Source organism: Pseudomonas sp. YQ_5 (genome assembly GCF_043103305.1).
In the GTDB taxonomy this organism is placed as follows: Bacteria; Pseudomonadota; Gammaproteobacteria; order Pseudomonadales; family Pseudomonadaceae; genus Aquipseudomonas; species Aquipseudomonas putida_Y.
In genome coordinates, this window is the sequence record NZ_JBICJS010000012.1 from 39664 (window position 1) to 62082 (window position 22419).

Genomic DNA, 22419 nt, shown 5'->3' on the forward strand with positions numbered 1-22419 from the left:
TGCCGTCACGCGCGCCCACCGGACACCTCGCTCACGCCATTGTGACCAAACCCGGCCACCTTCTGGCCGTTTGATTCATCCGGGCCGCCTGCTTGCGCGGCGGCCCTGCGCGCCCATGAGCGAATTGATCATGCACTTTACCCCTGTAGAGCAGGCTACCCGTTTTCTGGCCGACAACCCCGATATCGAGCTGTTTGAACTGTTCATCCTCGACGCCAACGGCGTGCCACGCGGCAAACTGTTGCACCGCGAGGAACTGCTGGCCGTGTACCAGACCGGCCGGCCACTGCCCAGCACCATCCTTGGCCTGACCCTCAATGGCGACGACGTGGAAAACTCCGGCCTGGTGTGGGACGTTGGCGATATCGACTGCCGTGCCTACCCGCTTGACGGCAGCCTGGTGCGCCTGCCCTGGCGCCGGGTGCCAACCGCCGCAGTGCAGGTGAGCATGCACCCCAAGGAGGGCCTGCCCGCCAGCATCGCTGACCCACGCCATGTGCTGCTGCGCACTATCGAAGCGCTGAAGGCTGACGGTTATCACCCGGTGATGGCCTGCGAGCTGGAGTTCTACCTGCTTGACCAGCAGCGTGATGCCCAAGGCCGCCCACAACCGGCGCTGGACAACGACGGCGGCCGCCCCCGCAGCACCCAGGTCTATGGCCTGCGCGAACTGGAGCAGATCGAACCGTTCCTCGCCGACCTGTACGCTGCCTGCAAGGCCCAAGGCATCCCGGCGCGCACGGCCATTTCGGAGTACGCCCCCGGCCAGGTGGAAATCACCCTGGAGCATGGCGATGCGCTGCAGGCGATGGACCAGGCGGTGCGCTACAAACGCCTCGTAAAAGGTGTGGCCCATGCCCACGGCATGCAGGCCTGCTTCATGGCCAAGCCATTCGCCCAGCTGGCCGGCACCGGCATGCACATGCACCTGAGCCTGGCCGACAGCGACGGCAACAACCTGTTCGCCAGCGAAGACAAGGCCGGCACCCCGCTGCTGCGCCAGGCCGTGGCCGGCATGCTGCGCCACCTGCGCGACTCGCTGTTGCTGTTCTGCCCCAACGCCAACTCGTACCGCCGTTTCCAGGCCAACAGCTATGCGCCACTGGCGCCAACCTGGGGCGTGGACAACCGCACCGTGAGCCTGCGCGTGCCGGGTGGCCCGGCCAACAGCCGGCATGTGGAGCACCGCATCTGTGGCGCTGATGCCAACCCTTACCTGGCTGCAGCGGCGATCCTTGCTGCCAGCCACCGGGGCATCCGCGAACAGCTTGACCCAGGCGCCCCCGTTGAAGGCAACGGCTATGCCCAGGCCACCGAACACCTGCCCACCGACTGGCTGACCGCCCTCGACGCCCTGCAACATTCCGATTGGGCCCGCGAAGCATTGGGCGAAGACTTTCTTGGCGTGTACCTGAAGGTCAAGCGCGCCGAGTACCGCCAGTTCATGGCCGAAGTCAGCGAACAGGACTGGCGCTGGTACCTGCACCAGGCCTGAGCCCCCACATAACAAGGAACACCCATGAACGCAGCATTGAACAACGGCCCGGCGCAGCGCGCGCCGTCCTATTACAGCGCCACCCTCAACGACCACAGCGAGTACCCGCAACTCAAGGGCACAGTACAGGTGGATGTGGCGATCATCGGCGGTGGCTTTACGGGCGTGGCCACGGCAGTGGAACTGGCCGAGCGCGGCCTGAAGGTCGCCATCGTCGAAACCAACCGCATCGGCTGGGGCGCCAGCGGGCGCAACGGTGGCCAGGTCACCGGCAGCCTGTCGGGCGACGAAGCCATGCGCGCACAGATGCGCAACCACCTGGGCGCCGAAGTCGACGATTTCATCTGGCACTTGCGCTGGCGCGGGCACCAGGTGATCGAGCAGCGCGTGGCGCGCTATGGCATCGATTGCGACCTCAAGCGTGGCCACCTGCATGCAGCCATGAAGCCTTCGCACATGAACGAGCTGCGTGCGTTCGAGGCCGAAGCACGGCGCCGCGGCATGGGCGAGCAGGTGCAACTGCTCGACCGCTCTGCAGTGGCGGAGCATCTGCAAAGCCCGCTTTATCTGGGCGCGTTGAAGAACCTGCGCAACCTGCACCTGCACCCACTCAACCTGTGCCTGGGCGAAGCCCGTGCCGCACATGGCCTGGGTGCACTGATATTCGAAAATTCCGAAGTACTGGACATCGTCCATGGCCCGCGCCCGGCGGTGGTTACCGCCCACGGCCGGGTGGAGGCACGCCAGGTGATGTTGGCCGGTGATGTGTATCACAAGCTGGAAAAGCGCCAGCTCAAGGGCAAGATCTTCCCAGCCATGGGCGGTATCGTCACCACCGCGCCGCTGGGTGAACTGGCCGAGCAGATCAACCCCCAGGACCTGGCGGTGTACGACTGCCGCTTCGTGCTCGACTACTACCGCCTGACGGCCGACAAGCGCCTGCTGTTCGGCGGCGGCGCCAACTACTCGGGCAAGGACTCACGCGACATCGAAGGCGAATTGCGCCCCTGCATCGAACGCACCTTCCCGGCATTGAAGGGGGTGCCGATCGAGTTCCAGTGGAGCTGCGCCATGGGCATCGTGGTCAACCGCATCCCGCAGTTGGGCAAGCTGTCGGACAACGTGTGGTACTGCCAGGGTTACTCGGGGCATGGCATTGCCACCAGCCACATCATGGGTGAAATCATGGCCGAGGCGTTGACCGGGACGCTGGAGAAGTTCGACACCTTCGCCCAGTGCAAGCATGTGCGGGTGCCGATGGGGGACTTGCTGGGGAATCCGCTGCTGGCGGCGGGGATGTGGTATTACCAGATGCTCGAGAAGCTGCGCTGAGTTGCGCGGATGTAGGAGCGGGTTTACCCGCGAAAGGGCCGGCCCTGCTGACCGATATCCACCCGCCGTTCACCGTTGTCGCCACTACCGTATTCGCGGGTAAACCCGCTCCTACAGGGGCTCACAATGTCTGAAGACGGCGCCGCATCTTATTGTGGGGCCTTGTGTCGCGAAAGGGGCGCATAGCGCCCCCAACCATTGTCGCATCGCCGCCAAAATCCCAGGGCCGCGTCGCGGCCCTTTCGCGACACGAGGCCGCTGCCACACTGAGCGTGCAGGTTTATGGTCAGGCGATCTTCTTCAAGCCTTGCTTCTTGAGCTCTTCGTCACGCAGTTCGCGGCGCAGGATCTTGCCCACGTTGGTGGTTGGCAGCGAATCGCGGAACTCTATGTAGCGCGGTACCTTGTAGCCGGTAACGTTGGCACGCATGTGCTCCATCACCTGCTCCTTGGTCACGGTCATGCCCGGCTTGACCACGATGAAGACCTTGATCACTTCACCCGACTTCTCGTCCGGCACACCGATGGCTGCGCACTGCAGCACGCCCGGCAGGGCCGCCAACACGTCTTCCAGCTCGTTGGGGTACACGTTGAAGCCCGAGACCAGAATCATGTCTTTCTTGCGGTCGACGATGCGCATGTAACCGTCCGCCTGGATCACGGCGATGTCGCCGGTCTTCAGCCAGCCTTCGCTGTCGAGAATCTCGGCCGTGGCATCTTCATGCTGCCAGTAGCCCTTCATCACCTGCGGGCCCTTGACACACAGCTCGCCCACTTCGCCAAGCGGCAACTCATTGCCAGCGTCGTCGATGACCTTGCACAGGGTCGATGGCACCGGAATTCCGATAGTACCCACCTGGTTCGCTTCCGACGGGTTCACCGCCGCCACCGGGCTGGTTTCGGTCATGCCGTAGCCTTCGCAGATGGCGCAACCGGTAACGGCCTTCCAGCGCTCGGCCACACTCAGTTGCAGGGCCATGCCGCCCGACAGGGTGATCTTCAGCGCCGAGAAATCCAGGGCACGGAATGCCTCGTTGTTGCACAGGGCAACGAACAGGGTGTTGAGACCGACAAAGCCGCTGAACTTCCACTTGCCCAGTTCCTTGACCATCGCCGGCAGGTCTCGCGGGTTGCTGATCAGCACGTTGTGGTTGCCGATCAGCATCATCGCCATGCAATGGAAGGTAAAGGCATAGATGTGGTACAGCGGCAGCGGGGTGATGAGGATTTCGCAGCCTTCGTGCAGGTTGGCGCCCATCAGTGCCCGGCACTGCAGCATGTTGGCCACCAGGTTGCGATGGGTCAGCATGGCGCCTTTGGCCACGCCGGTGGTACCGCCGGTGTATTGCAGCACCGCCACGTCGTTGGCCTGCGGGTTGGCCTCGGTCACTGGCTGGCCCTTGCCCAGCGCCAGGGCGTCATTGAAACGCACGGCCTGCGGCAGGTTGTAGGCCGGCACCATCTTCTTCACGTACTTGATCACGCTGTTGATCAGCAGGCGCTTGAGTGGCGGCAGCAGGTCGGCCACTTCGGTGACGATAACGTGCCTGACCTGGGTTTTGGGCACCACTTTTTCGGCCAGGTGGGCCATGTTGGCCAGGCACACCAGGGCCTTGGCACCCGAGTCGTTGAATTGGTGTTCCATCTCCCGCGCGGTGTACAGTGGGTTGGTGTTGACCACGATCAGCCCGGCACGCATGGCACCGAAGACCGCGACCGGGTATTGCAGGACATTGGGCAATTGCACGGCAATACGGTCACCCGGCTTGAGGTCGGTATGCTGCTGCAGCCAGGCGGCAAACGCCCCCGACAACGCATACAACTCGCCATAAGTGATAGTCTTGCCCAGGTTGCTAAAGGCCGGTTTGTCGGCAAAGCGTTGGCAGGATTGCTTGAGTACCGCCTGGATATTGGGGAATTCGTCAGGATTGATTTCCGCCGTAATCCCGGCTGGGTACTTATCCTTCCAAAAATTTTCGATCATGGAAGCCCACTCCTTCAGCAACAGCGAAGTTCGATTCACGCGTCGATGCGCTTATTATTGATATGAGATGACGGTTCGTTGCAAACCGGATCATCTGGAAGCGGGCCGAGAGTAACAGCTTTGCCTGGGGTCGCCTAGAGGCCAAAAGAGGCCTTACGGTCACAAAAATGACTCAATGAACAATACAAGTCATTTTTAGAGTAATTATCCAAAATGTCGCAGATAAGGCTGTATACAGCCTTTTAGAGCAGTTCAGAGGCATTCGCGGGTAAACCCGCTCCTACATCAGGCGGTGTAAGAGCGGATTTACCCGCGAAGAAGCCATCCTGGTTTCACGCTATGTCGCGCAACTCACGCCGCAAAATCTTGCCCACCGGCGTCATCGGCAATGACTCGCGCAGCACAATGTGCTTGGGGACCTTGTAGCCGGTGAGGTTGGCCTTGCAGTAGGCCTTCAGCTCATCAACGCTCACTCCGCCCTCGCGCGGTACCACGAACAGCTTGACCGCCTCGCCTGAACGCTCGTCCGGCACGCCGATTGCCGCACAGTTGGCGACCTTGGGATGCCCCATCACCACATCCTCGATTTCGTTGGGGTACACGTTGAAGCCCGAGACGATGATCATGTCCTTCTTACGGTCGACGATGCGGGTGAAGCCGTCCGGGTCGATCACCGCGATATCACCGGTCTTGAACCAGCCTTCTGCATCCAGTGCCTGGGCCGTTGCCTCGGGCTGATGCCAGTAACCCTTCATGACCTGCGGGCCTTTGATGCAAAGCTCGCCCCGCTCGCCCAGCGGCAGTTCGTTACCGTCATCATCGATGACCTTGAACGCAGTACCCGCCACGGGGATACCCACCGTCCCCAGACGCGCCAGCTGGCCGTAAGGGTTGGTGCTGGCTACCGGCGAGGTTTCTGTCAGGCCGTAGCCTTCAACGATGCGGCACCCGGTAAGGTCTTCCCAGCGCTCGGCGGTCGCCTTGACCAGCGCTGTGCCACCAGAGTTGGTGACCTTCAGTGCCGAGAAGTCCAGTTGACGGAAGCCCGGGTGGTCCATCAGTGCGACAAACAGGGTATTGAGGCCCAGCAAGCCAGAGAAACGCCATTTGCCCAGCTCCTTGATGAAGCCGGGAATATCCCGCGGGTTGGTGATCAGCACATTATGGTTGCCTGTCACCATCATGCACATGCAATTCGCGGTGAAGGCATAGATGTGATACAGCGGCAGCGGCGCGATCATCACCTCCTGGCCGTCCTTCAGCAGCTTCTGCCCATCGGGGCCGTGCTGCGAGAAGCAGGCCAGCACCTGCAGCATGTTGGCCACCAGGTTGCCATGGGTGAGCATGGCGCCCTTGGCCAGGCCGGTGGTGCCGCCGGTGTACTGCAGCACAGCGATGTCATCGAGGTTCAGCGACACCGGTTTGGGCGACAGCCCGCGGCCCTCGCGCAGCACCTGCTTGAACGGCACCGCCTGGGGCAACTGGTAAGCTGGCACCATCTTCTTCAACTTGTCGACCACGGTGTTGACCAGCCAGCCCTTGGCGGTCGGCAGCAGGTCGCCCATCTTTGCCTCGATCAGGTATTCGATACCGGTATCAGGCAGTACCTCCTGCACGCGCTTGCCGAACATGTTCAGGTACACCAGCGCACGCGCGCCGCTGTCCTTGAACTGGTGGCGCATCTCGCGCTCGGTGTACAGCGGATTGGTGTTGACCACGATCAGCCCGGCGCGCATGGCACCGAATACGGCGATGGGGTACTGCAGCACGTTGGGCATCTGCACGGCGATGCGCTCACCCGGTTTGAGGTCGGTGTGCTGCTGCAACCAGGCAGCGAAGGCAGCCGAATGGCGCTCCAGTTCCGCGTAGCTGAGGGTCACGCCGAGGTTGCTGAACGCCGGGCGGTCGGCAAAGCGTTTGCAGGAGCGTTCGAACACCTCGACGACCGAGGCGTAGGCATTGATGTCGATGGTGGAAGGCACGCCCGCCGGGCGCTTGTCATTCCAGAAGTCGGCTTGCATTTATTATTGTTCCTCTGCCTGGACCTGCACTGCGTCCTTTAGTCCTTTACCTGATCGCCTGCTGGCGAAAAGGCGTTGATCCGACGTTAGCAGGTAAGCCCAAGGTGGCATATACGCCAAGTGCCGCCATTAACATTGTGAATCTTATTTGTGCCCCTCCTGCAATCCGGCCGGTTGTGCATACACTGTTCGGGTAACCGCGCGCACAAGGACCCGCCATGCCCCACGACGCCTTCTGGCTGCCCGCCAGTGAGCACTGCAGCCTTTACGTACACCAATGGCTGCCGGCCACACCGGTGAAGGCCGTGGTGCTGCTGGCCCATGGCATGGCCGAGCATGCCGGGCGCTACCAGCGCCTGGGCCAGGCCCTGAGCGAGGCCGGCTTTGCCCTGTTCGCAGCCGATCAGCGTGGCCACGGGCGCACTGCCGAACTGGGCAGCCTCGGCCTGTTCGCCCGACATCATGGCTGGAATGCCGTAGTCAACGACCTGGGATGTGTGGCCCAGCACATCGGCCAGCAGTACCCGTGCACGCCGCTGTTCCTGTTCGGCCACAGCATGGGCAGCTACATCGCCCAGGCCTACCTGCTGCATCACAGTGGCAGCCTGCACGGGGCGATCCTCAGCGGCTCCAACTACCAACCGGCCGTGCTGTACCGCTTTGCGCGGCTGATTGCCCGGCTGGAGTCCTGGCGCCAGGGGCCACTGGGCAAGAGTGCACTGATCGAATGGTTGTCCTTCGGTTCGTTCAACAACGCCTTCAAGCCCAACCGCACGGCATTCGACTGGCTCAGCCGCGACCCGGACGAGGTCGATCAGTACGTGAACGACCCGTTATGTGGCTTTCGCTGCACCAACCAGTTGTGGCTCGACCTGCTACAAGGCTTGGCGCAGATCAGTCAGCCGGGTAACCTCGCGCAAATCGATCCCAACCTGCCGATGCTGGTGATCGGCGGTGAATGTGATCCGGTCAGTGCCGGCAAGCGTCTCACCCACCTGGCCGACGCCCTGCGCGCGACCGGCAACCGACATGTACAGCTGCGCGTCTATCCGGAGGCGCGGCATGAAGTACTCAACGAAACCAACCGTGGCGAGGTCATCGCCGACATTCTCGGCTGGCTTGAACAGGCGCTGGCCCTTGGCCGCCCTGCACGCAGCGAATGATAGCCGCCCTCGCCCAACGCTTAAGGAAGCATCGATGTCCCAGGTCACCAACACGCCTTACGAAGCCCTCGAAGTCGGCCAGAAGGCCGAGTACAAGAAGTCCGTTGAAGAACGCGACATCCAGCTGTTCGCTGCGATGTCCGGTGACCACAACCCGGTTCACCTGGATGCCGAGTTCGCCGCCAAGAGCATGTTCCGCGAACGTATTGCCCACGGCATGTTCAGCGGCGCGCTGATCAGTGCTGCAGTGGCCTGCACACTGCCTGGCCCTGGCACCATCTACCTGGGCCAGCAGATGAGCTTCCAGAAGCCGGTGAAAATCGGCGACACCCTGACCGTGCGCCTGGAAATCCTCGAGAAGCTGCCCAAGTTCAAGGTGCGCATCGCCACCAACGTGTACAACCAGAACGACGAGCTGGTGGTCGCGGGTGAAGCCGAGATCCTGGCACCGCGCAAACAGCAGACCGTCGAGCTGGTGTCGCCGCCGAACTTTGTGGCTAGCTGAAGTGTGATGCAGCCAGCACCTACTTCAAGGCTGCTCTCCTGGGTAACCCGCTAATTCGTTGATTTAGCGGGCATCCTGTGGGATATGGGCTGGCCCGCAAAGAGCCGGCACACCCCACATCATTCGATAGCCTGCAAGCGCCGCTCGATATGCCGCCGTTCTGGCGCCTGCCGTGTCAAGGCCAGCGCCTGCTGCCAGGCCGCACGCGCCGCGTCCACCTGCCCCAGCTGGCAATGCAACTCGGCGCGCGCCGCATGTGCCAGGTGATAGTCCAGCAACTCCCCCCGCGCCAGGATCCCTTCGACTTCCCGCAAGCCAACCTCCGGCCCATCCCGCTTCGCCAGCGCCACCGCCCGGTTCAGCTCCACCACCGCTGATGGCCAATACCGCTGCAATACGTCATACAGCCCGACGATCTCCCCCCAGTCGGTTTCTTCAGCCGTCGCCGCCTCGGCATGCACAGCAGCAATCGCCGCCTGGACGGTATAGGCCCCGAATGCACGGCTCTGCAGGGCCTGGCGCACCAGTTCACAGCCTTCGACAATGAACTGCCGGTCCCACAGGCTACGATCCTGCTGCTCCAGAACCACCAGATTGCCTTGGCCATCGATTCGCGCCCGTTGCCGGGACGCCTGCAGCAACATCAACGCCAGCAGGCCGACCGCCTCCGGGTCGGGCAGCAACTGCACCAGCAACCGCGCCAGGCGAATGGCTTCATCACTCAGCGCCTGCTGCAGCAGGGTCTCGCCCGATGACGCCGAATAGCCCTCGTTGAACACCAGGTAGATCACCCGCAACACGCTTTCCAGGCGCTCAGGCAGCTCATTCAGCTCTGGTACCTGGTACGGTATGCCGGCGTCACGGATCTTGGCCTTGGCGCGCACGATGCGCTGGGCGATGGTTGTCGGGCTTTGCAGAAAGGCGCGGGCGATCTGCTCGGTGGTCAGGTCGCAGACTTCGCGAAGGGTCAATGGCACCTGAGCGTCGGGCGACAGGGCCGGATGGCAACAGGTGAAAATCAGCCGCAGGCGGTCATCCGCCAGCAGTTCTTCTTCACTGGGGTCCTGCGCCTGGCCCTCCAGCAGCATGCTCAAGTCAGCCTGGGAGCGGTCGAAGCGGGCGCGCCGGCGCAGCGCATCGATGGCCTTGAAGCGCCCGACAGAGACCAGCCACGCTCGCGGGTTGGCGGGGATGCCGTCGCGTTGCCAGCGTTCGACGGCAACGAAGAAGGCATCATGCATGGCCTCCTCGGCCAGGTCGAAATCACCCAGCAAGCGGATCAGTGTCGCCAGGATGCGCCGCGACTCCTGCCGGTACACGGCCTCGACTTCGGCGCGCACCTGTGCCGGTGCTGTCATCAGTCGGGCATCCGCTGGGTCACCACATCCACAAGACGGTCCAGGCTTTCTCCCCAGCCTTGGTAGAAGCCCATTTCTTCATGAGCCTGGCAGTCAGTGGCATTCCAGTGCCAGGCACGGGCGGTGTAACGGGTTTTGCCCTGTTCCTCGTCAAAGCTGATCACGGCGGTCATGAACGCCTTGTTCGACGGTACCCAACCGGGGCCGAAGGCATCGGTGAACACCAGCCTGCGTGGCGCGGCAATTTCCAGAAAAACGCCCTGGTTCGGGTACTCGCTGCCATCCGGCGCCCGCATCAGAGTGCGAAACAGGCCACCGGCCCACAACTGCATTTCACATTCCGGGGTGGTCATGCCGTGCGGCCCCCACCACTGCATCAGCCACTGGGGTTCGGTCCAGGCGCGGAATACCTTGGCCGGTGGTGCGTCGATCAGGCGGCTGATGGACAACTCGTGTTGCGCTTGCGCAATGGGTGCAAGGCTCATGCTGATTGTTCTCCTTGGCTGTCAGGGTTGCAGCTCACGCACTGGTCGCACCTCGACACTGCCGACCCGCGCGGCAGGGATACCCTTGGCGATACTCAGCGCTTCGTTGAGGTCGCGGGCCTCCACCAGGTAAAAGCCGGCCAGTTGCTCCTTGGTTTCGGCAAACGGGCCATCAGTCAGGCTCATATGCCCGTTGCGCATGCGCACCGTGGTAGCAGTCTGCACCGACTTCAGCGCCTCGGCCGCCAGCATTCGCCCGGAACCGTGAATGGCTTCGGCGTAGGCCATGCATTCGGCGTCTTCCGGGCTGTCGGGCAGGCTGTGCAACAGCCCCTCGTCACAATAGACCAGGCACAGGTATTTCATGGTCGCCTCCAGGGCATTTGGCTAAGTGCGTTTGGCGATAACGGCTCAGGGCTTGAGATCGAACAGGGCTTTTTGCGTTTCCATGTCGAAAGGCGCCGACCAGTGTTCGTGGATTACCTGCCACTGGCCGCCTTGACGACGATAGCCCACCGTGGCGCGCATGAAGCCGCACTGGCTTTCGTCATCGCCCGGGCCGCAGCGGTTCAGCCAATGGGCCAGGGCCAGATCGCCAGCGGCGTGCACGGTAAGTTGGGCAAGTTCGAAGACCATGGGGCCGGTGCACATGCCCATGCACATTTCCCAATGCGCCGTGTAGGCGGACTTGCCTTTGAATTGCAGGGCCTGGATGGCATCGAAGGCGACGATATCGTCGGCGTAGGGGGCGATGATGCCCGGGATGTCGCGATCGCGCACGGCTTGCATCCAGCGCTCGATCAATTGGCGGATTTCGGATTCGGCTGCGGTGCTCATCGGGGGGTCCTCCGACAGGACAGGGTGTTTTGGCACACTGCGTGCGTGCCTTCACTTATGGTCGAACTGAGGGAGGGGGAATCGACAGTGGGGGAGAATATTTTGTATGGGGGCAGCTGAGAGCGTGCATCAGGGACTGCCTGGGGAATGTTCTCGGTGAATGTTCTCGGTGATTGGGCGCCTGGGAGATCGAGCGCCGCCCGCGCGGCGCATCGCGAGCAAGCTCGCTCCTACATTTGTTTCGGGCCAGTTATTCCTGAGGCAGAAGCGCGCGGCCCTTTGGCGCCCTCCTCGATATCGGGTGGAGCAAACAAGGCGGTCGCGCGCGTAGGCACAGGCAATACTGGCCAGAAACAAATGTAGGAGCGAGCTTGCTCGCGATGCGCCGCGCGGGCGGCGCTCGATCCCACGGGCGGTGAAAATGCCGCGGCGATCACATGGAAGCCAGCAGCAACTTTCATCGCACTACCTAGCTATCACCCCTGCTGGCAACCTTCACCCATGGCCCGGTACTGAATGGTGTGCACCTGGCCCTGATGGTCTTCATAGGTCATGGTCGCAGGTACCACTTCGCAGACATTGGGGATGGTCGACAGGTTGATCACCCGCTTGATGTCCAGGTTCATCGAGTAGTCGTACTGCTGAGCCACAGGCTCGCTGGAAACGGGTTTGGCCTCATCGGCGAGGGCGAACGAGGACATACCGACCAATGCAAGAATCAGTAATGGTTTCATGTGGTTTTGCCTTTTGCGCGTTCAAGCTGATCGATTGACTTCTATTGCCGTATCCGGCGCGGAGAAGTTGTCATCTATGGTCTAGATGGCACGAAGTACCGATCCCGCTTCGTACTGCCAGGGGGGATGAACAAAATTCTACTCCCGGCCAGCAATAGTTGAACCCCGGAGTCGGATATTCACCCTTGCCGGTTTTGCAACAATCTGCGACAAAGTGGCCGCAAATCATCAGGCCAGAGCCTCTGGCCACGTTTCAGGGTAGGACTCACCATTTCTGAACAATTGTCCTGTTCGAAGCTTTCGGACACAGAACGCCGTTTGCTGGACCACTTCTACCGCCAGCACAGCTCACGCATGCGCGCTGCAAGCGATGCCGAACTGTGGGTAGCGCGGGCGCCTGGCATCATCGCCGGGCTGAGCTTGAGTGCGGTGAGTGAGGGATTCTGGCTGACCGGCCTGTTCGTCGACCCGCAGCGACGCAGCCAAGGGGTGGCCGCGCGGTTGGTCGAGGCAGCGCTGGCGCAAGTTGGCGGGCCTGTCTGGCTATTCTGTCATCCCGAGCTAACGCCCTTCTACCAGCGCCTGGGCTTCGACCTGGCCCAGCAACTGCCAGAAGCCCTGGCCAGCCGCCTGCAACGCTATCAGCGCAACAAACGCCTGGTAGCCCTGCAGCGAGGTCAGTCCTCGCTGACCTCGAGCCCGGGGAACAACACATCGGTGTAGCCGAACCTGGCGAAGTCCTGGATGCGCGAGGGGTATAGCCGGCCAATCAGGTGGTCGCACTCGTGTTGCACCACCCGTGCATGGAAGCCATCGGCAAAGCGGCTGATCGGGTTGCCGTGGGGGTCGATGCCTTGGTAGCCGATATGCTTGAAGCGCGGCACCACGCCGCGCAGGCCAGGCACCGACAGGCAACCTTCCCAGCCGTCCTCGACCTCGCTGGAGGTCGGGGTGATGACCGGATTCAGCAGAATGGTCTGCGGCACCGCCTCGGCTTCGGGGTATCGCTCGCTGCGCTCGAAGCCGAAGATCACCAACTGCAGGTCGATGCCGATCTGCGGGGCAGCCAGGCCCACACCGCCTACGTGACGCATGGTTTCGAACATGTCGTCGATCAACTGCTGCAGTTCGGCACTGCCAAGCATGTGCTCGGGCACTGGCGGTGCGATGCGCAGCAGGCGTTCATCGCCCATCTTGAGAATGTCACGGATCATCAGGGGTTCGGCTCGACGCTATGAGGCTTGCTCGGGTTCGGGTGCTCGTGACCCAGTACAGTCAAGGTTTCCTTGGGCTTATCCTCGTCGAAGTCTTTCTCGCCCGGGTTCTTGCCTTCGGCTGACATGTGCTCGATCACCGCATTCATTTCGGCGCCGAGCAACAACACGGCGGCCGAAATATAGAAATACAGCAACAGCACGATGATTGCACCAATGCTGCCGTACATGGCGTTGTAATCGGCAAAGGTCTTCACGTAGTAGGCAAAGCCCAGTGAGGCCACGATCCACACCACCACCGCCAGCACCGAGCCTGGGGTGATGAAGCGAAACTGCTGTTTCACATCAGGCATCACGTAATAGATCAGGGCCACTGCCACCATCAGCAGAATGATGATCACCGGCCAGCGCAGGATGGTCCACAGTGTGACGATGAACTCCTGCATGCCGATCTGGGCGGCGATCCATTCCATCACCTGGGGGCCCAGTACCATCAGTGCTGCGGCCGCAAGCAGCATGCCAGCCAGGCCCACGGTGTAGAAAATGGAAAGCGGGATACGCTTCCACACCGGGCGACCTTCGGGCACATCGTAGGCGGCGTTCATGGCGCTCATCATCAGGCGCACGCCAGCGGAGGCGGTCCACAGGGCGATCACGATACCCACCGACAGCAGCCCGCCCTTGGATTGTTGCAACTGGTCGATCACCGGATTCACCTGCTCCAGCGCCTGGGGCGGCAATACCAGTTCCGATTGCAGACGCAGCCAGGAGAAAAAGTCCGGCAGGTGCAGGAAACCGATCAGGGCAATCAGGAACAACAGGAAGGGGAATAGCGAGAACAGCGCCTGGTAGGCCAGCGCTGAGGCATAGGTGGACATCTCGTCGTCGAGGAATTCCTTGACGGTGCGAACCAGCACGCGGTGCAGGGGCAAGCCGCGCAGGTCGGGGAAAATCATAGCGTCTCCTTTCGCCGCTTGATCGTTACAACAGACAAGTCTAATAGACCCTGCCCGTGCTGTGCTGCTCCCGGCCGTGGTTGAAGAATTTGCTTACGTAGAGTGCCGGCCTCTTCGCGGGTTCGTCCGCGAAGAGGCCGGCACAGGCCGTCTCAAGTCAAGGCTTCTTCACCGCATCCTTCACATTGCCCTTGATCTGTTGCGCCTCGCCTTTCAGCTCCTGCGCCTTGCCTTCGGCCCGCAGCTTGTCGTTGTCGGTCACCTTGCCAACACCCTGTTTCACGTTGCCGATCGCTTCGTTGGCCAAGCCTTTCGCTTTGTCTTTAGTACCGCTCATGGCAAAACTCCTGCAAATGGAGACACGTGAACCGTGTCGACATTAGGTGGACCCAACGCCTTCGCCAGGAGTTTCAACGGATTTCCCGGTCAGAAGCCGGACGGTAAGACTGCGGGCGAATACCGCACAAGCCGGTGAAGAGGCTCGCACATGCGCCGCCAGTTACAAACCTTGCCCCGCCCCGTGCCACCCCTCACAATGCAGGCCTTCATAGCGTCAACCCGCAGGAACCTGCATGAAACTCGACAAACCCGCCGCCATCGCCCGGCGCAACGAAGCATTGGCCCGCCCAGTGCTGACCAGCAGCAATACGCTGTTCGCCGTCCTGGACAACAAACGCAACCTGTGGTGGTTCGAAGTGCCAGTGGCACTGCTGGGCAAAGGCCAGGCCGACTGGGTCAACCTGCTGCTGCACACGCCAGAAAGCGATGAGCTGCAGCACCTGAAGGTACCCACCAATTTCCTCAAGGCTCACCTGGAGCAGATGGAAGTGCGCAAGCCTGGCAAGCGCCGCTCCACCATCAGCCTGGCCCTCAGCGCCGACCGTGACTCGCTGCTGCGCGACACCCGCCCGGGTGGCGAGCAGCTGGACTTCCGCAACTTCGTACAGCCGTAACGCGGTCAGGCTTTCTCGATACGATCGTCATGGATGACGATCAGGCCCTGCTTGAACAACCCGCCAATGGCCTTCTTGAAGTTGCCCTTGCTGACGTTGAACAGCTTGCTGATCAGCGCAGGGTCACTCTTGTCGCACACCCCCAACACCCCGCCTTCGGCTTCCAGGCGCGCCATGATCTGCTCTTGAAGGGTGTCCGCCAGGGCGGCGCCTACCGGCTGCAGGCTCAGTGAAATCTTGCCGTCCTGGCGCATTTCCTTGATGAAGCCTTTCTCGTGCATGCCCGAGCGCAAGAACTTGAACACCTCGTTCTTGTGGATCAGGCCCCAGTGGCGGTTGTTGATGATGGCCTTGAAGCCCATCGGCGTTTCGCCGGCCACCAGTAGCTCGACCGGCTGACCAACCTTGTAGTCGGCCGGGGTGACATCGAGATAGCGGTCCAGGCGCGAGGTGGCAGTGATCCGGCGGGTACGCTTGTCGAGGTACACGTGCACCACGCAGTAATCGCCAATCTTCAGCGGCCGTGCCTCTTCCGAGTACGGCATCAGCAAGTCCTTGGACAGGCCCCAGTCCAGGAAGATACCGGCACCGTTGATGTCCTTGACCTTCAGGCTGGCAAACTCGCCAACCTGCACCTTGGGCTTCTCGGTGGTGGCGATCAGCTGGTCTTCGCTGTCCAGGTAGATGAACACGTTCAACCAGTCATCGACCTCGGTCTCGGCGTTTTTCGGGATGTAGCGCCCGGGCAGCAGGATCTCGCCATCGGCGCCGCCGTCCAGGTACAGACCGAAGTCCACGTGTTTCACGATTTGCAAACTGTTGTAGCGCCCAAGCAGAGCCATTTCCGATGATCCTCAAGACAAGGCGGCTATTCTACACCTGAAGCCACCACATGGCCCGACCACTCATGCAGTGGAACCGCCAGCCCGCACTTGCATCTACCTTCTGGCCAGCCTGAGGAAGGAACAGCACATGCCGCTACGCCTGCCCAAAGCCCTGCTTATCGCCATCGGCTTCGCCCTGGCCTTGGCCGCCTGCAGCCGCATCGATCTGGCCTATCGCAACCTCGACCGCCTGGTGCCGTGGTCGCTGAGCGACTACCTGGACATGAACCGCGAGCAAAGGGCGCTGCTGGACGATCGGTTGCGCGAGCACCTGGCCTGGCATTGCAAGACTCAACTGCCCGGCTACCTCGACTGGCTCGATCGGCTACGTGGCATGGTCGCCGCCGGCCAGGTGACCGACCAGGCCCTGCAACAAAGCACCCTCGACGTGCGTGAAGCGATTGGTCGGGTGACCGAGGAAATCACCCCGTCAGCCACCGAACTGCTGCGTGGCATGAGCGACGACCAGGTAGCGAAAATGCGTGAGGCCTTCCGCGAAGACATCAGTGAGCGGCAGAAGCAGTATGTGGATACGCCCTTGCCGAAGCAGATTGCCCGCCGTAGCGAGCGCATGGAAAAACGCCTGGCACCCTGGTTTGGCGAGTTGACTGCGGTACAGAAGCAACGCATCCAGACCTGGTCTCAAGCGCTGGGTGACCAGAACCGTGAATGGATCGCCAACCGCGCCCACTGGCAGCAGCAATTGCTGTTGGCGATGAACCAGCGCAACGACTCCAGCTTCGAGCCGCGCCTGGCGACCTTGTTGCAGCGCAAGGAAAGTTTGTGGACACCCGAGTACCGGGCGGCGTATCGGAATACCGAGCGCCAGGCGCGCAGCCTGCTGGTTGACCTGGTGCAGCAAAGCACTCCGCAGCAGCGGCGGTTCCTGCAGGAACGGTTGGGCAAGGTGCGCACCCATTTGAGCGATATGAAGTGTTTGAAGGGCTGACAGCCCTGTTCGACCTGATTCACCGGGCCTTGCGCCGATACGGAAACACATCGATCACTTTCCCTTCACGTATCGCCGCCTGCAGCCCCTTCCAGTAATCCGCGTCATACAGTTCCCCATGCAAGCGGCTGAACAACCGCCGCTGGCCCATATCGGCAAACAGAAACGGCGGAAACTCTTCGGGGAACACATCATGCGGCCCGATCGAGTACCACGGCTCGCCCGACATTTCGTCCTCCGGGTAACGCGGTGGCGGGATGTGGCGGAAATTCACCTCGGTCAGGAAGCTGATTTCGTCATAGTCGTAGAACACGACCCGGCCATGGCGGGTCACGCCAAAGTTTTTCAGCAGCATGTCGCCGGGGAAGATATTTGCCGCCGCCAGCTGCTTGATGGCCAGGCCGTAGTCCTCCAGTGCCTCCAGCACCTGGCCCTCGGTGGCATGCTCCAGGTACAGGTTCAACGGCGTCATGCGCCGCTCGGTCCAACAGTGGCGGATCAGCACCGTGTCGCCCTCCAGCGCCACCGTCGACGGTGCCACCTCCAGCAACTCGGCCAGGCAATCCGGCTCGAACTTGCTGCGCGGAAAGCGAAAATCGGCAAACTCCTGGGTGTCGGCCATACGGCCCACCCGGTCGACGCTTTTCACCAGCCGGTACTTGTCGATCACCGTGGCGCGGTCCACGGTTTTCGATGGCGAAAAGCGGTCCTTGATGATCTTGAACACCGTATTGAAGCCGGGCAAGGTGAACACGCTCATGACCATGCCCCGCACCCCTGGCGCCATGACAAAGCGGTCATCACTGCTGGCAAGGTGGTTGATCAGCGCGCGGTAGAACTCCGACTTGCCCTGCTTGTAGAACCCGATCGAGGTGTATAGCTCGGCAATGTGCTTGCCTGGAAGGATGCGCTTGAGGAAATTGACGAACTCGGCCGGCACCGGTACATCGGCCATGAAGTAAGAGCGGGTGAACGAAAAGATGATCGACACCTCGGCCTCGTCGGTGATCAATGCATCGGCCTCGATACCGTGGCCCTCGCGGTGCAGCAAGGGGATCACCAACGGCCACTGTTCATCGCTGTTGTACAGGCGGCCGACCAGATAGGCCCCCTTGTTGCGGTAAAGCACGGGTACAAACAATTCCACGGCCAGCGCCGGGTCCTTGCACACCCAGTCGGGCAGGCATTCGCGCAGTTGTTCTTCCAGCCGCGTCAGGTCGCCCTCCAGGTCGCCATAGGGCATGTCGAATGGGTAATCGGCGAACACCGCGCGCAGCAAGTTCCTGAGACTGCCGTCAAGCCGATAGGTACGGGTTTGCGCGGCGCGCTCGCGGCCGCGCATGGAAGGCCGGGTGGTGTGGATGAACATGCAGCCGTCGCTGATCTGGTCATGGCTGAACAGGCTGCAAAACAGCGAGTTGTACCAGGTCTCTGCCAGCTCGTCGTCCAGCCGTGGGTCGATCAGGTGGATATAGGCGTTTTTCACCAGTGGCCACTGTTCCACGTCCAGCAGCACCTCCGTGGCAAAAGCCTGACGCAGCCAGCCGTTGACTTCGGAGACTTTCTCTTCATAGAGATTGATGCGGGCGGCGGCGGCCTGCTGAATATCCTGCCAGTGCGCCTGCTCGAAGCGCTTGCGGGCTCCGAGGGTGATGCGCTGGAAATGATCGCGGTAGTCGTCGAAGCCGGCGAGGATCATCCGGGCGATTTCGACAGCGGGCCAGGGCTGGGACATGCGTGGGGCCTCGGAGCTGGGATTGAGTACAGAGCTTAGCCGCCCTTGGCTTCATGGGTTACTGCTATTGAAGGCCCGAGCTGTAGTTGCACCTGCCTTGCCCAGAGCCCCGCAGCCCAAGAGGAATTACACAGCAAGAAAGCACAAGAATCCCCCCGCCCCCTGGCGTACACTCGCGCCCCTGCCTTACCTTCGGAGACCGTTGTGAGCCCCATCGCCCTAGCCCGCCTGCTGACCCTTGCCGCCGTCTGGGGAGCGAGTTTCCTGTTCATGCGCATCATCGCCCCCGAACTGGGCACGGTGCCGACCGCGTTCTTCCGGGTGTCCATCGCCTGCCTGGGCCTGATCGTGCTACTCGCCGCCGCCCGGGTGCGCTGGGACTTCCAGGGTAAGCTCGGCGCGTGCCTGGTGCTGGGCATGATCAACTCCGGCATCCCCGCCACCTTCTACTCGGTGGCGGCCCAGGTGCTGCCTGCCGGCTATTCGGCGATCTTCAACGCCACCACCCCGTTGATGGGCGTGCTGGTCGGCGTACTGTTCTTCCGTGAGCCAATGACCCTGGCCAAACTCTGCGGCATCTTCCTTGGCCTGTTCGGCGTCGGCATCCTCAGCGGCGCCGGCCCGGTGGCACTGGACATGGCCCTGCTGCAAGGCGCCCTCGCCTGCCTGGCGGCCACTACCTGCTACGGCTTTGCCGGGTTCCTCGCCCGCCGCTGGATCAGCGGCCTGGACAGCCGTCTTTCCGCGCTGGGTAGCATGCTCGGCGCCACACTGATGCTGACCCCGCTGTTCGGCTGGAGCGCACTCTCCCAGCCGCCCGCCAGCTGGGGGGGCTGGGAGGTGTGGTTGTCGTTGCTGGGGCTGGGGCTGCTGTGCACGGCATTCGCCTACATTCTTTACTTCCGCCTGCTCGAGGAAATCGGCCCGGTAAAAGCCAGCACCGTAACGTTCCTGATCCCGGTATTCGGCGTATTGTGGGGGGCATGGCTGCTGAACGAGCCATTGTCGATGGCGCACCTATACGGCGGCCTGCTGATTGGCCTGGCCTTGTGGCTGGTGCTGCGCCCGGCGCGCAGCTGAAGCGGAGTACTGCATGAACAGCGCGTACAAAAAGGTTTTGTTCCGCCTGGAACAGGACGAGAACGGCTACCCGCCGGCTTCGGTCGAGGGCCTGTGGGCCAAGGCCGTGGAAGGCGGCTATGCCGTCGACAACATCCCCTTCCATGTCTATGGCATCGCCCCGGGCGACGTGATCGACACCCGCGAGGAAGAAGGCGAAACCTGGTTCGCAGAACTGCGCCACAGCAGCGGTAGCTCGGTGTTCCGGGTGGTCGTCAAACCTCCGGAAATCCTCGACCAGGTACGTGCGGCATTGCTGGATTTCGGCTGTGCCTGTGAAACCGAGCAAGCAGTGAAGATGCTGGCGGTCGAGGTCCCGCCGCAACGCTCGCTCGACACCCTGCTCTACTACCTGCTCACCCAGCGCGAAGCCGGCCTGCTGGACTTCGAGGAAGGCGTGTTGCGCCACGCCATCCCCGAAGAATTCCGCTAGGGCCTACGCTTCGGCCAGGCGCGGGGCGGGCTTGCGAAACACGAACAGCAGCCCAACCACGATCAGCCCCATGCCCAGCAAGCTTAGCGGCGCCAGGCGATTACCGAAGATCAGCAAGTCCATCACTGCAGTCACTGCCGGCACCAGGTAGAACAGGCTGGTGACATTGACCAGATTGCCCTTGGCGATCAGCCGGTACAGCAGCAGGGTTGCCAGCAGCGAGACCACCAGGCCCATCCACAGCAGCGCACCGACGAAGCTGCCGGTCCACTCGACATGGAGCGGTTGCAAAGGTGCGAACAGCGCGCACATGGCAAAGCCGGCCAGGTACTGCAGCGGCAGTGTGCCCATGGGGTTGTCGGTAATGCGCTTCTGCAGGATCGAGCCAAAGGTCATGCTGACCAGCGCCAGCAGGGCGAACAGCATCCCCCCCAGCGATACCCCGCCCAGGTTGATGCCCTGGTAGACCACCATGATCAAGCCGCCCAGCCCCAAACCCAGGCCGAACAAACGGCTCCAGGAACGCTGGCGCTCCATCAGCACCACGGTGAGGATCGGTTGGACGCCCATCACCGTCGCCATGACACCAGGGGTGACATGGGTATCAAGCGCCAACAGATAGAAGATCTGATAGGCACCGAGCAGCACACAGCCTGTACCCAGGGCGCGCAGAATGCTCCCGCGAGTACGCGGCCAGCGCAGCCCTAGCAACGGGCCGATCAGCAACAGGCCAGCCAGGGCCAGCGCCGAGCGCAACAGCAGAAAGGCGAACGGGCTGGCATGCGCCAGGCCAAGTTTGGAGACGATCGCCCCGCTGCTCCACAGCAGGACGAACAGGCAGGTAGTGGCCGCAGAGGCCACGGACGCTTTGGTAAAGACAGACATGAATTGCCACCTGATAGTAGGCAGATAAGCCAAACGGACGGCGTGCGCTTCGACGTGAGAAGTGGCCGACCGTGTTCAGTAGGTTGCGCGTGCGAAGGGTTGCGGCACGAAGCCGATCAGCCCAGCACAACCACGCAATGAGGCGGAGCTACGCCGCCTACGACGCCACTGACAGGTGGTGGGGAGTGACAGATCATGACCGGCTGCTGGCTACCACGCACGACCATGCCCGCGACTGGCGCGATGGCAAAGCGTGTGGTGGAAGGAATGGCAGGCATGACAGCGGTCTTTGAGGAAGTGAATGTTCTGGAATATAGCGAGTGATTCTTCGCGGCACAAGCCTGCTTTCACAGGCTCTGCTCATCCTTCAAGGAGGGTGATGCTCTTGTGGAAGCGGGCTTGGCCCCGCGAAGAGGCCCGAACAAACTACAAAAATCAGAACAACCAGCGATACAGCAGATACGCCACCACCACCGCCAGTACCGGCCGCAGCACGCGGTAAGCCTTGGGGTTGGCGCGTTTGAACTGCTTCACATGGCTGCTGATCTTGTTGCTGAAGCGCTTGCTCCAGGCGTACGCCTGGTTGATCCCGCCCACGCGCTCTTCGTCGGTGTTCTGCGGCGCGGTGGCGCGGCCGAGGAAGGCACTGACCTTACGGTTGATGCGCGTCATCAGCGGGCTACTCAGCGGGCGCTCGATATCGCAGAACAGGATCACGCGGGTTACGTCGGTTTCGTTCTTGACCCAGTGCACATAGGTTTCATCGAACATCACGTCTTCGCCATCACGCCAGGCGTACTGCTCACCGTCCACGTAGATGCGGCATGCGTCGGAGTTCGGCGTGGACAGCCCCAGGTGATAACGCAGCGAACCTGCGAACGGGTCGCGGTGCGGGTTCAGGTGGCTGCCGCCGGGCAGCAGGGCGAACATTGCGCCCTTCACATTGGGGATGCTGCTGACCAGCTCGACAGTGCGCGGGCACAGGGTTTGCGCCGAAGGCAGCGGTTTGTCGTACCACTTCAGGTAAAAGCGCTTCCAGCCCTTCTTGAAAAACGAACCAAAGCCGGCGTCGTTATCTTTCTCGGCGGCACGGATATAGCCTTCGTCGAACAGGCGCATGGCCTCTTCGCGGATTTCCTGCCAGTTGTCCTTCAGCACGTCCAGCTCCGGGAAGCGCTGACGGTCCAGATAGGGCTTGGACGGCACGCCGGAAAACAGGTACATCAACGCGTTGTAGGGGGCGAACAGCGCAGAATGGTTGACGAACTGGCGCAACACCGGCAGGCGGGCCTTGCCGCGCAGGTGCACGAACAGCACGCTGCCGAAAAACACCAGCAAGACACCCGCCTTGGCTGCAAAGGAAAAGGTCATGCTTTC

24 protein-coding genes are annotated in these 22419 nt (G+C 62.0%); 9 read left to right on the forward strand and 15 right to left on the reverse strand.

What is annotated here, in order from left to right; all coding sequences use genetic code 11:
• The first annotated feature begins 130 nt into the window (after positions 1 to 130).
• Together ACF8EA_RS02265 and ACF8EA_RS02270 are read left to right on the forward strand one after the other, a co-directional pair.
• On the forward strand, positions 131 to 1495 hold the full coding sequence (locus tag ACF8EA_RS02265) for a glutamine synthetase family protein (RefSeq protein ID WP_392521050.1): 1365 nt from the start codon (positions 131 to 133) through the stop codon (positions 1493 to 1495).
• A gap of 24 nt (positions 1496 to 1519) precedes the next feature.
• Positions 1520 to 2827, forward strand: a complete 1308-nt coding sequence (locus tag ACF8EA_RS02270) for an FAD-binding oxidoreductase (protein WP_021783406.1) — start codon at positions 1520 to 1522, stop codon at positions 2825 to 2827.
• Between the two features lie 286 nt (positions 2828 to 3113).
• Here ACF8EA_RS02270 and fadD1 read toward each other — a convergent pair whose 3' ends face one another.
• Together fadD1 and fadD2 are read right to left on the reverse strand one after the other, a co-directional pair.
• The gene (gene fadD1, locus ACF8EA_RS02275) at positions 3114 to 4811 is read right to left on the reverse strand and encodes a long-chain-fatty-acid--CoA ligase FadD1 (RefSeq protein WP_392521036.1); all 1698 of its coding nucleotides are present in this window, start codon (positions 4809 to 4811) and stop codon (positions 3114 to 3116) included.
• A 332-nt stretch (positions 4812 to 5143) separates the two neighbouring features.
• Positions 5144 to 6832, reverse strand: a complete 1689-nt coding sequence (gene fadD2 / locus ACF8EA_RS02280; RefSeq protein WP_319298155.1) for a long-chain-fatty-acid--CoA ligase FadD2 — start codon at positions 6830 to 6832, stop codon at positions 5144 to 5146.
• A 218-nt stretch (positions 6833 to 7050) separates the two neighbouring features.
• Here fadD2 and ACF8EA_RS02285 point away from each other — a divergent pair, with 218 nt between their 5' ends.
• Together ACF8EA_RS02285 and ACF8EA_RS02290 are read left to right on the forward strand one after the other, a co-directional pair.
• Complete coding sequence (locus ACF8EA_RS02285; RefSeq protein WP_021783403.1) at positions 7051 to 7995, forward strand: alpha/beta hydrolase; 945 nt, start codon at positions 7051 to 7053, stop codon at positions 7993 to 7995.
• Between the two features lie 34 nt (positions 7996 to 8029).
• Entirely contained in the window at positions 8030 to 8500 is a 471-nt protein-coding gene (locus tag ACF8EA_RS02290) for a MaoC family dehydratase (RefSeq protein ID WP_003254624.1), read from the forward strand.
• Between the two features lie 119 nt (positions 8501 to 8619).
• Here the strand turns inward: ACF8EA_RS02290 and ACF8EA_RS02295 are convergent, their stop codons facing one another.
• From ACF8EA_RS02295 to ACF8EA_RS02315, 5 genes are all read right to left on the reverse strand, one after another.
• Positions 8620 to 9858, reverse strand: coding sequence for an RNA polymerase sigma factor (locus ACF8EA_RS02295; RefSeq protein WP_392521037.1), 1239 nt, complete (start codon positions 9856 to 9858; stop codon positions 8620 to 8622).
• Positions 9858 to 10343 (reverse strand): SRPBCC family protein, encoded by a 486-nt coding sequence (locus ACF8EA_RS02300; RefSeq protein WP_021783401.1) that lies wholly within the window; start codon positions 10341 to 10343, stop codon positions 9858 to 9860. Before ACF8EA_RS02300 ends, ACF8EA_RS02295 begins: the two co-directional genes overlap by 1 nt.
• Before the next feature lie 21 nt (positions 10344 to 10364).
• Positions 10365 to 10709, reverse strand: coding sequence for a YciI family protein (locus ACF8EA_RS02305; protein ID WP_021783400.1), 345 nt, complete (start codon positions 10707 to 10709; stop codon positions 10365 to 10367).
• Positions 10710 to 10754: 45 nt separating this feature from the next.
• On the reverse strand, positions 10755 to 11180 hold the full coding sequence (locus tag ACF8EA_RS02310; protein ID WP_010955229.1) for a nuclear transport factor 2 family protein: 426 nt from the start codon (positions 11178 to 11180) through the stop codon (positions 10755 to 10757).
• A 476-nt stretch (positions 11181 to 11656) separates the two neighbouring features.
• Positions 11657 to 11914 (reverse strand): DUF2790 domain-containing protein, encoded by a 258-nt coding sequence (locus ACF8EA_RS02315; RefSeq protein ID WP_003254632.1) that lies wholly within the window; start codon positions 11912 to 11914, stop codon positions 11657 to 11659.
• Between the two features lie 318 nt (positions 11915 to 12232).
• On the opposite strand from ACF8EA_RS02315, the gene ACF8EA_RS02320 reads away from it, so the two are divergent.
• Positions 12233 to 12637, forward strand: a complete 405-nt coding sequence (locus tag ACF8EA_RS02320; RefSeq protein WP_289711649.1) for a GNAT family N-acetyltransferase — start codon at positions 12233 to 12235, stop codon at positions 12635 to 12637.
• On the opposite strand, the gene def is transcribed toward ACF8EA_RS02320, so the two are convergent.
• The 3 genes from def to ACF8EA_RS02335 all read right to left on the reverse strand — a co-directional run bounded on the left by def (position 12592) and on the right by ACF8EA_RS02335 (position 14421).
• On the reverse strand, positions 12592 to 13128 hold the full coding sequence (gene def / locus ACF8EA_RS02325) for a peptide deformylase (RefSeq protein WP_392521038.1): 537 nt from the start codon (positions 13126 to 13128) through the stop codon (positions 12592 to 12594). The genes ACF8EA_RS02320 and def overlap by 46 nt on opposite strands.
• On the reverse strand, positions 13128 to 14084 hold the full coding sequence (locus tag ACF8EA_RS02330; RefSeq protein WP_021783396.1) for a YihY/virulence factor BrkB family protein: 957 nt from the start codon (positions 14082 to 14084) through the stop codon (positions 13128 to 13130). Before ACF8EA_RS02330 ends, def begins: the two co-directional genes overlap by 1 nt.
• A 157-nt stretch (positions 14085 to 14241) precedes the next feature.
• Positions 14242 to 14421: a CsbD family protein gene (locus ACF8EA_RS02335; RefSeq protein ID WP_003254639.1), complete on the reverse strand. Its 180-nt coding sequence runs from the start codon at positions 14419 to 14421 to the stop codon at positions 14242 to 14244.
• Between the two features lie 235 nt (positions 14422 to 14656).
• Here ACF8EA_RS02335 and ACF8EA_RS02340 point away from each other — a divergent pair, with 235 nt between their 5' ends.
• A complete protein-coding gene (locus ACF8EA_RS02340; RefSeq protein ID WP_021783394.1) occupies positions 14657 to 15037 on the forward strand; it encodes a hypothetical protein in 381 nt (126 codons plus the stop codon).
• 5 nt (positions 15038 to 15042) lie between these two features.
• On the opposite strand, the gene ACF8EA_RS02345 is transcribed toward ACF8EA_RS02340, so the two are convergent.
• The gene (locus tag ACF8EA_RS02345; protein WP_021783393.1) at positions 15043 to 15879 is read right to left on the reverse strand and encodes a S1 RNA-binding domain-containing protein; all 837 of its coding nucleotides are present in this window, start codon (positions 15877 to 15879) and stop codon (positions 15043 to 15045) included.
• A gap of 130 nt (positions 15880 to 16009) precedes the next feature.
• Between ACF8EA_RS02345 and ACF8EA_RS02350 the strand changes: the two genes are divergently transcribed.
• Positions 16010 to 16870, forward strand: coding sequence for a DUF6279 family lipoprotein (locus tag ACF8EA_RS02350; RefSeq protein ID WP_392521039.1), 861 nt, complete (start codon positions 16010 to 16012; stop codon positions 16868 to 16870).
• A 19-nt stretch (positions 16871 to 16889) separates the two neighbouring features.
• On the opposite strand, the gene aceK is transcribed toward ACF8EA_RS02350, so the two are convergent.
• The gene (gene aceK, locus ACF8EA_RS02355; protein WP_392521040.1) at positions 16890 to 18605 is read right to left on the reverse strand and encodes a bifunctional isocitrate dehydrogenase kinase/phosphatase; all 1716 of its coding nucleotides are present in this window, start codon (positions 18603 to 18605) and stop codon (positions 16890 to 16892) included.
• Positions 18606 to 18809: 204 nt separating this feature from the next.
• On the opposite strand from aceK, the gene ACF8EA_RS02360 reads away from it, so the two are divergent.
• Both ACF8EA_RS02360 and ACF8EA_RS02365 read left to right on the forward strand, forming a co-directional pair.
• The gene (locus tag ACF8EA_RS02360; RefSeq protein WP_392521041.1) at positions 18810 to 19685 is read left to right on the forward strand and encodes a DMT family transporter; all 876 of its coding nucleotides are present in this window, start codon (positions 18810 to 18812) and stop codon (positions 19683 to 19685) included.
• 13 nt (positions 19686 to 19698) lie between these two features.
• The gene (locus tag ACF8EA_RS02365) at positions 19699 to 20157 is read left to right on the forward strand and encodes a DUF4265 domain-containing protein (RefSeq protein WP_392521042.1); all 459 of its coding nucleotides are present in this window, start codon (positions 19699 to 19701) and stop codon (positions 20155 to 20157) included.
• 3 nt (positions 20158 to 20160) lie between these two features.
• On the opposite strand, the gene ACF8EA_RS02370 is transcribed toward ACF8EA_RS02365, so the two are convergent.
• From ACF8EA_RS02370 to ACF8EA_RS02380, 3 genes are all read right to left on the reverse strand, one after another.
• A complete protein-coding gene (locus ACF8EA_RS02370) occupies positions 20161 to 21042 on the reverse strand; it encodes a DMT family transporter (RefSeq protein ID WP_392521043.1) in 882 nt (293 codons plus the stop codon).
• Between the two features lie 116 nt (positions 21043 to 21158).
• A complete protein-coding gene (locus tag ACF8EA_RS02375) occupies positions 21159 to 21320 on the reverse strand; it encodes a hypothetical protein (protein ID WP_154070663.1) in 162 nt (53 codons plus the stop codon).
• A 157-nt stretch (positions 21321 to 21477) separates the two neighbouring features.
• Positions 21478 to 22413: an aspartyl/asparaginyl beta-hydroxylase domain-containing protein gene (locus ACF8EA_RS02380; RefSeq protein ID WP_101196526.1), complete on the reverse strand. Its 936-nt coding sequence runs from the start codon at positions 22411 to 22413 to the stop codon at positions 21478 to 21480.
• Positions 22414 to 22419: the final 6 nt, after the last annotated feature.

Coding starts and splice junctions, on each gene's coding strand:
- ACF8EA_RS02265 (WP_392521050.1), top strand. CDS start 131: ATGCACTTTACCCCTGTAGAGCAGGCTACCCGTTTTCTGGCCGACAAC.
- ACF8EA_RS02270 (WP_021783406.1), top strand. CDS start 1,520: ATGAACGCAGCATTGAACAACGGCCCGGCGCAGCGCGCGCCGTCCTAT.
- fadD1 (WP_392521036.1), bottom strand. CDS start 4,811: ATGATCGAAAATTTTTGGAAGGATAAGTACCCAGCCGGGATTACGGCG.
- fadD2 (WP_319298155.1), bottom strand. CDS start 6,832: ATGCAAGCCGACTTCTGGAATGACAAGCGCCCGGCGGGCGTGCCTTCC.
- ACF8EA_RS02285 (WP_021783403.1), top strand. CDS start 7,051: ATGCCCCACGACGCCTTCTGGCTGCCCGCCAGTGAGCACTGCAGCCTT.
- ACF8EA_RS02290 (WP_003254624.1), top strand. CDS start 8,030: ATGTCCCAGGTCACCAACACGCCTTACGAAGCCCTCGAAGTCGGCCAG.
- ACF8EA_RS02295 (WP_392521037.1), bottom strand. CDS start 9,858: ATGACAGCACCGGCACAGGTGCGCGCCGAAGTCGAGGCCGTGTACCGG.
- ACF8EA_RS02300 (WP_021783401.1), bottom strand. CDS start 10,343: ATGAGCCTTGCACCCATTGCGCAAGCGCAACACGAGTTGTCCATCAGC.
- ACF8EA_RS02305 (WP_021783400.1), bottom strand. CDS start 10,709: ATGAAATACCTGTGCCTGGTCTATTGTGACGAGGGGCTGTTGCACAGC.
- ACF8EA_RS02310 (WP_010955229.1), bottom strand. CDS start 11,180: ATGAGCACCGCAGCCGAATCCGAAATCCGCCAATTGATCGAGCGCTGG.
- ACF8EA_RS02315 (WP_003254632.1), bottom strand. CDS start 11,914: ATGAAACCATTACTGATTCTTGCATTGGTCGGTATGTCCTCGTTCGCC.
- def (WP_392521038.1), bottom strand. CDS start 13,128: ATGATCCGTGACATTCTCAAGATGGGCGATGAACGCCTGCTGCGCATC.
- ACF8EA_RS02330 (WP_021783396.1), bottom strand. CDS start 14,084: ATGATTTTCCCCGACCTGCGCGGCTTGCCCCTGCACCGCGTGCTGGTT.
- ACF8EA_RS02335 (WP_003254639.1), bottom strand. CDS start 14,421: ATGAGCGGTACTAAAGACAAAGCGAAAGGCTTGGCCAACGAAGCGATC.
- ACF8EA_RS02340 (WP_021783394.1), top strand. CDS start 14,657: ATGAAACTCGACAAACCCGCCGCCATCGCCCGGCGCAACGAAGCATTG.
- ACF8EA_RS02345 (WP_021783393.1), bottom strand. CDS start 15,879: ATGGCTCTGCTTGGGCGCTACAACAGTTTGCAAATCGTGAAACACGTG.
- ACF8EA_RS02350 (WP_392521039.1), top strand. CDS start 16,010: ATGCCGCTACGCCTGCCCAAAGCCCTGCTTATCGCCATCGGCTTCGCC.
- aceK (WP_392521040.1), bottom strand. CDS start 18,605: ATGTCCCAGCCCTGGCCCGCTGTCGAAATCGCCCGGATGATCCTCGCC.
- ACF8EA_RS02365 (WP_392521042.1), top strand. CDS start 19,699: ATGAACAGCGCGTACAAAAAGGTTTTGTTCCGCCTGGAACAGGACGAG.
- ACF8EA_RS02370 (WP_392521043.1), bottom strand. CDS start 21,042: ATGTCTGTCTTTACCAAAGCGTCCGTGGCCTCTGCGGCCACTACCTGC.
- ACF8EA_RS02375 (WP_154070663.1), bottom strand. CDS start 21,320: ATGCCTGCCATTCCTTCCACCACACGCTTTGCCATCGCGCCAGTCGCG.
- ACF8EA_RS02380 (WP_101196526.1), bottom strand. CDS start 22,413: ATGACCTTTTCCTTTGCAGCCAAGGCGGGTGTCTTGCTGGTGTTTTTC.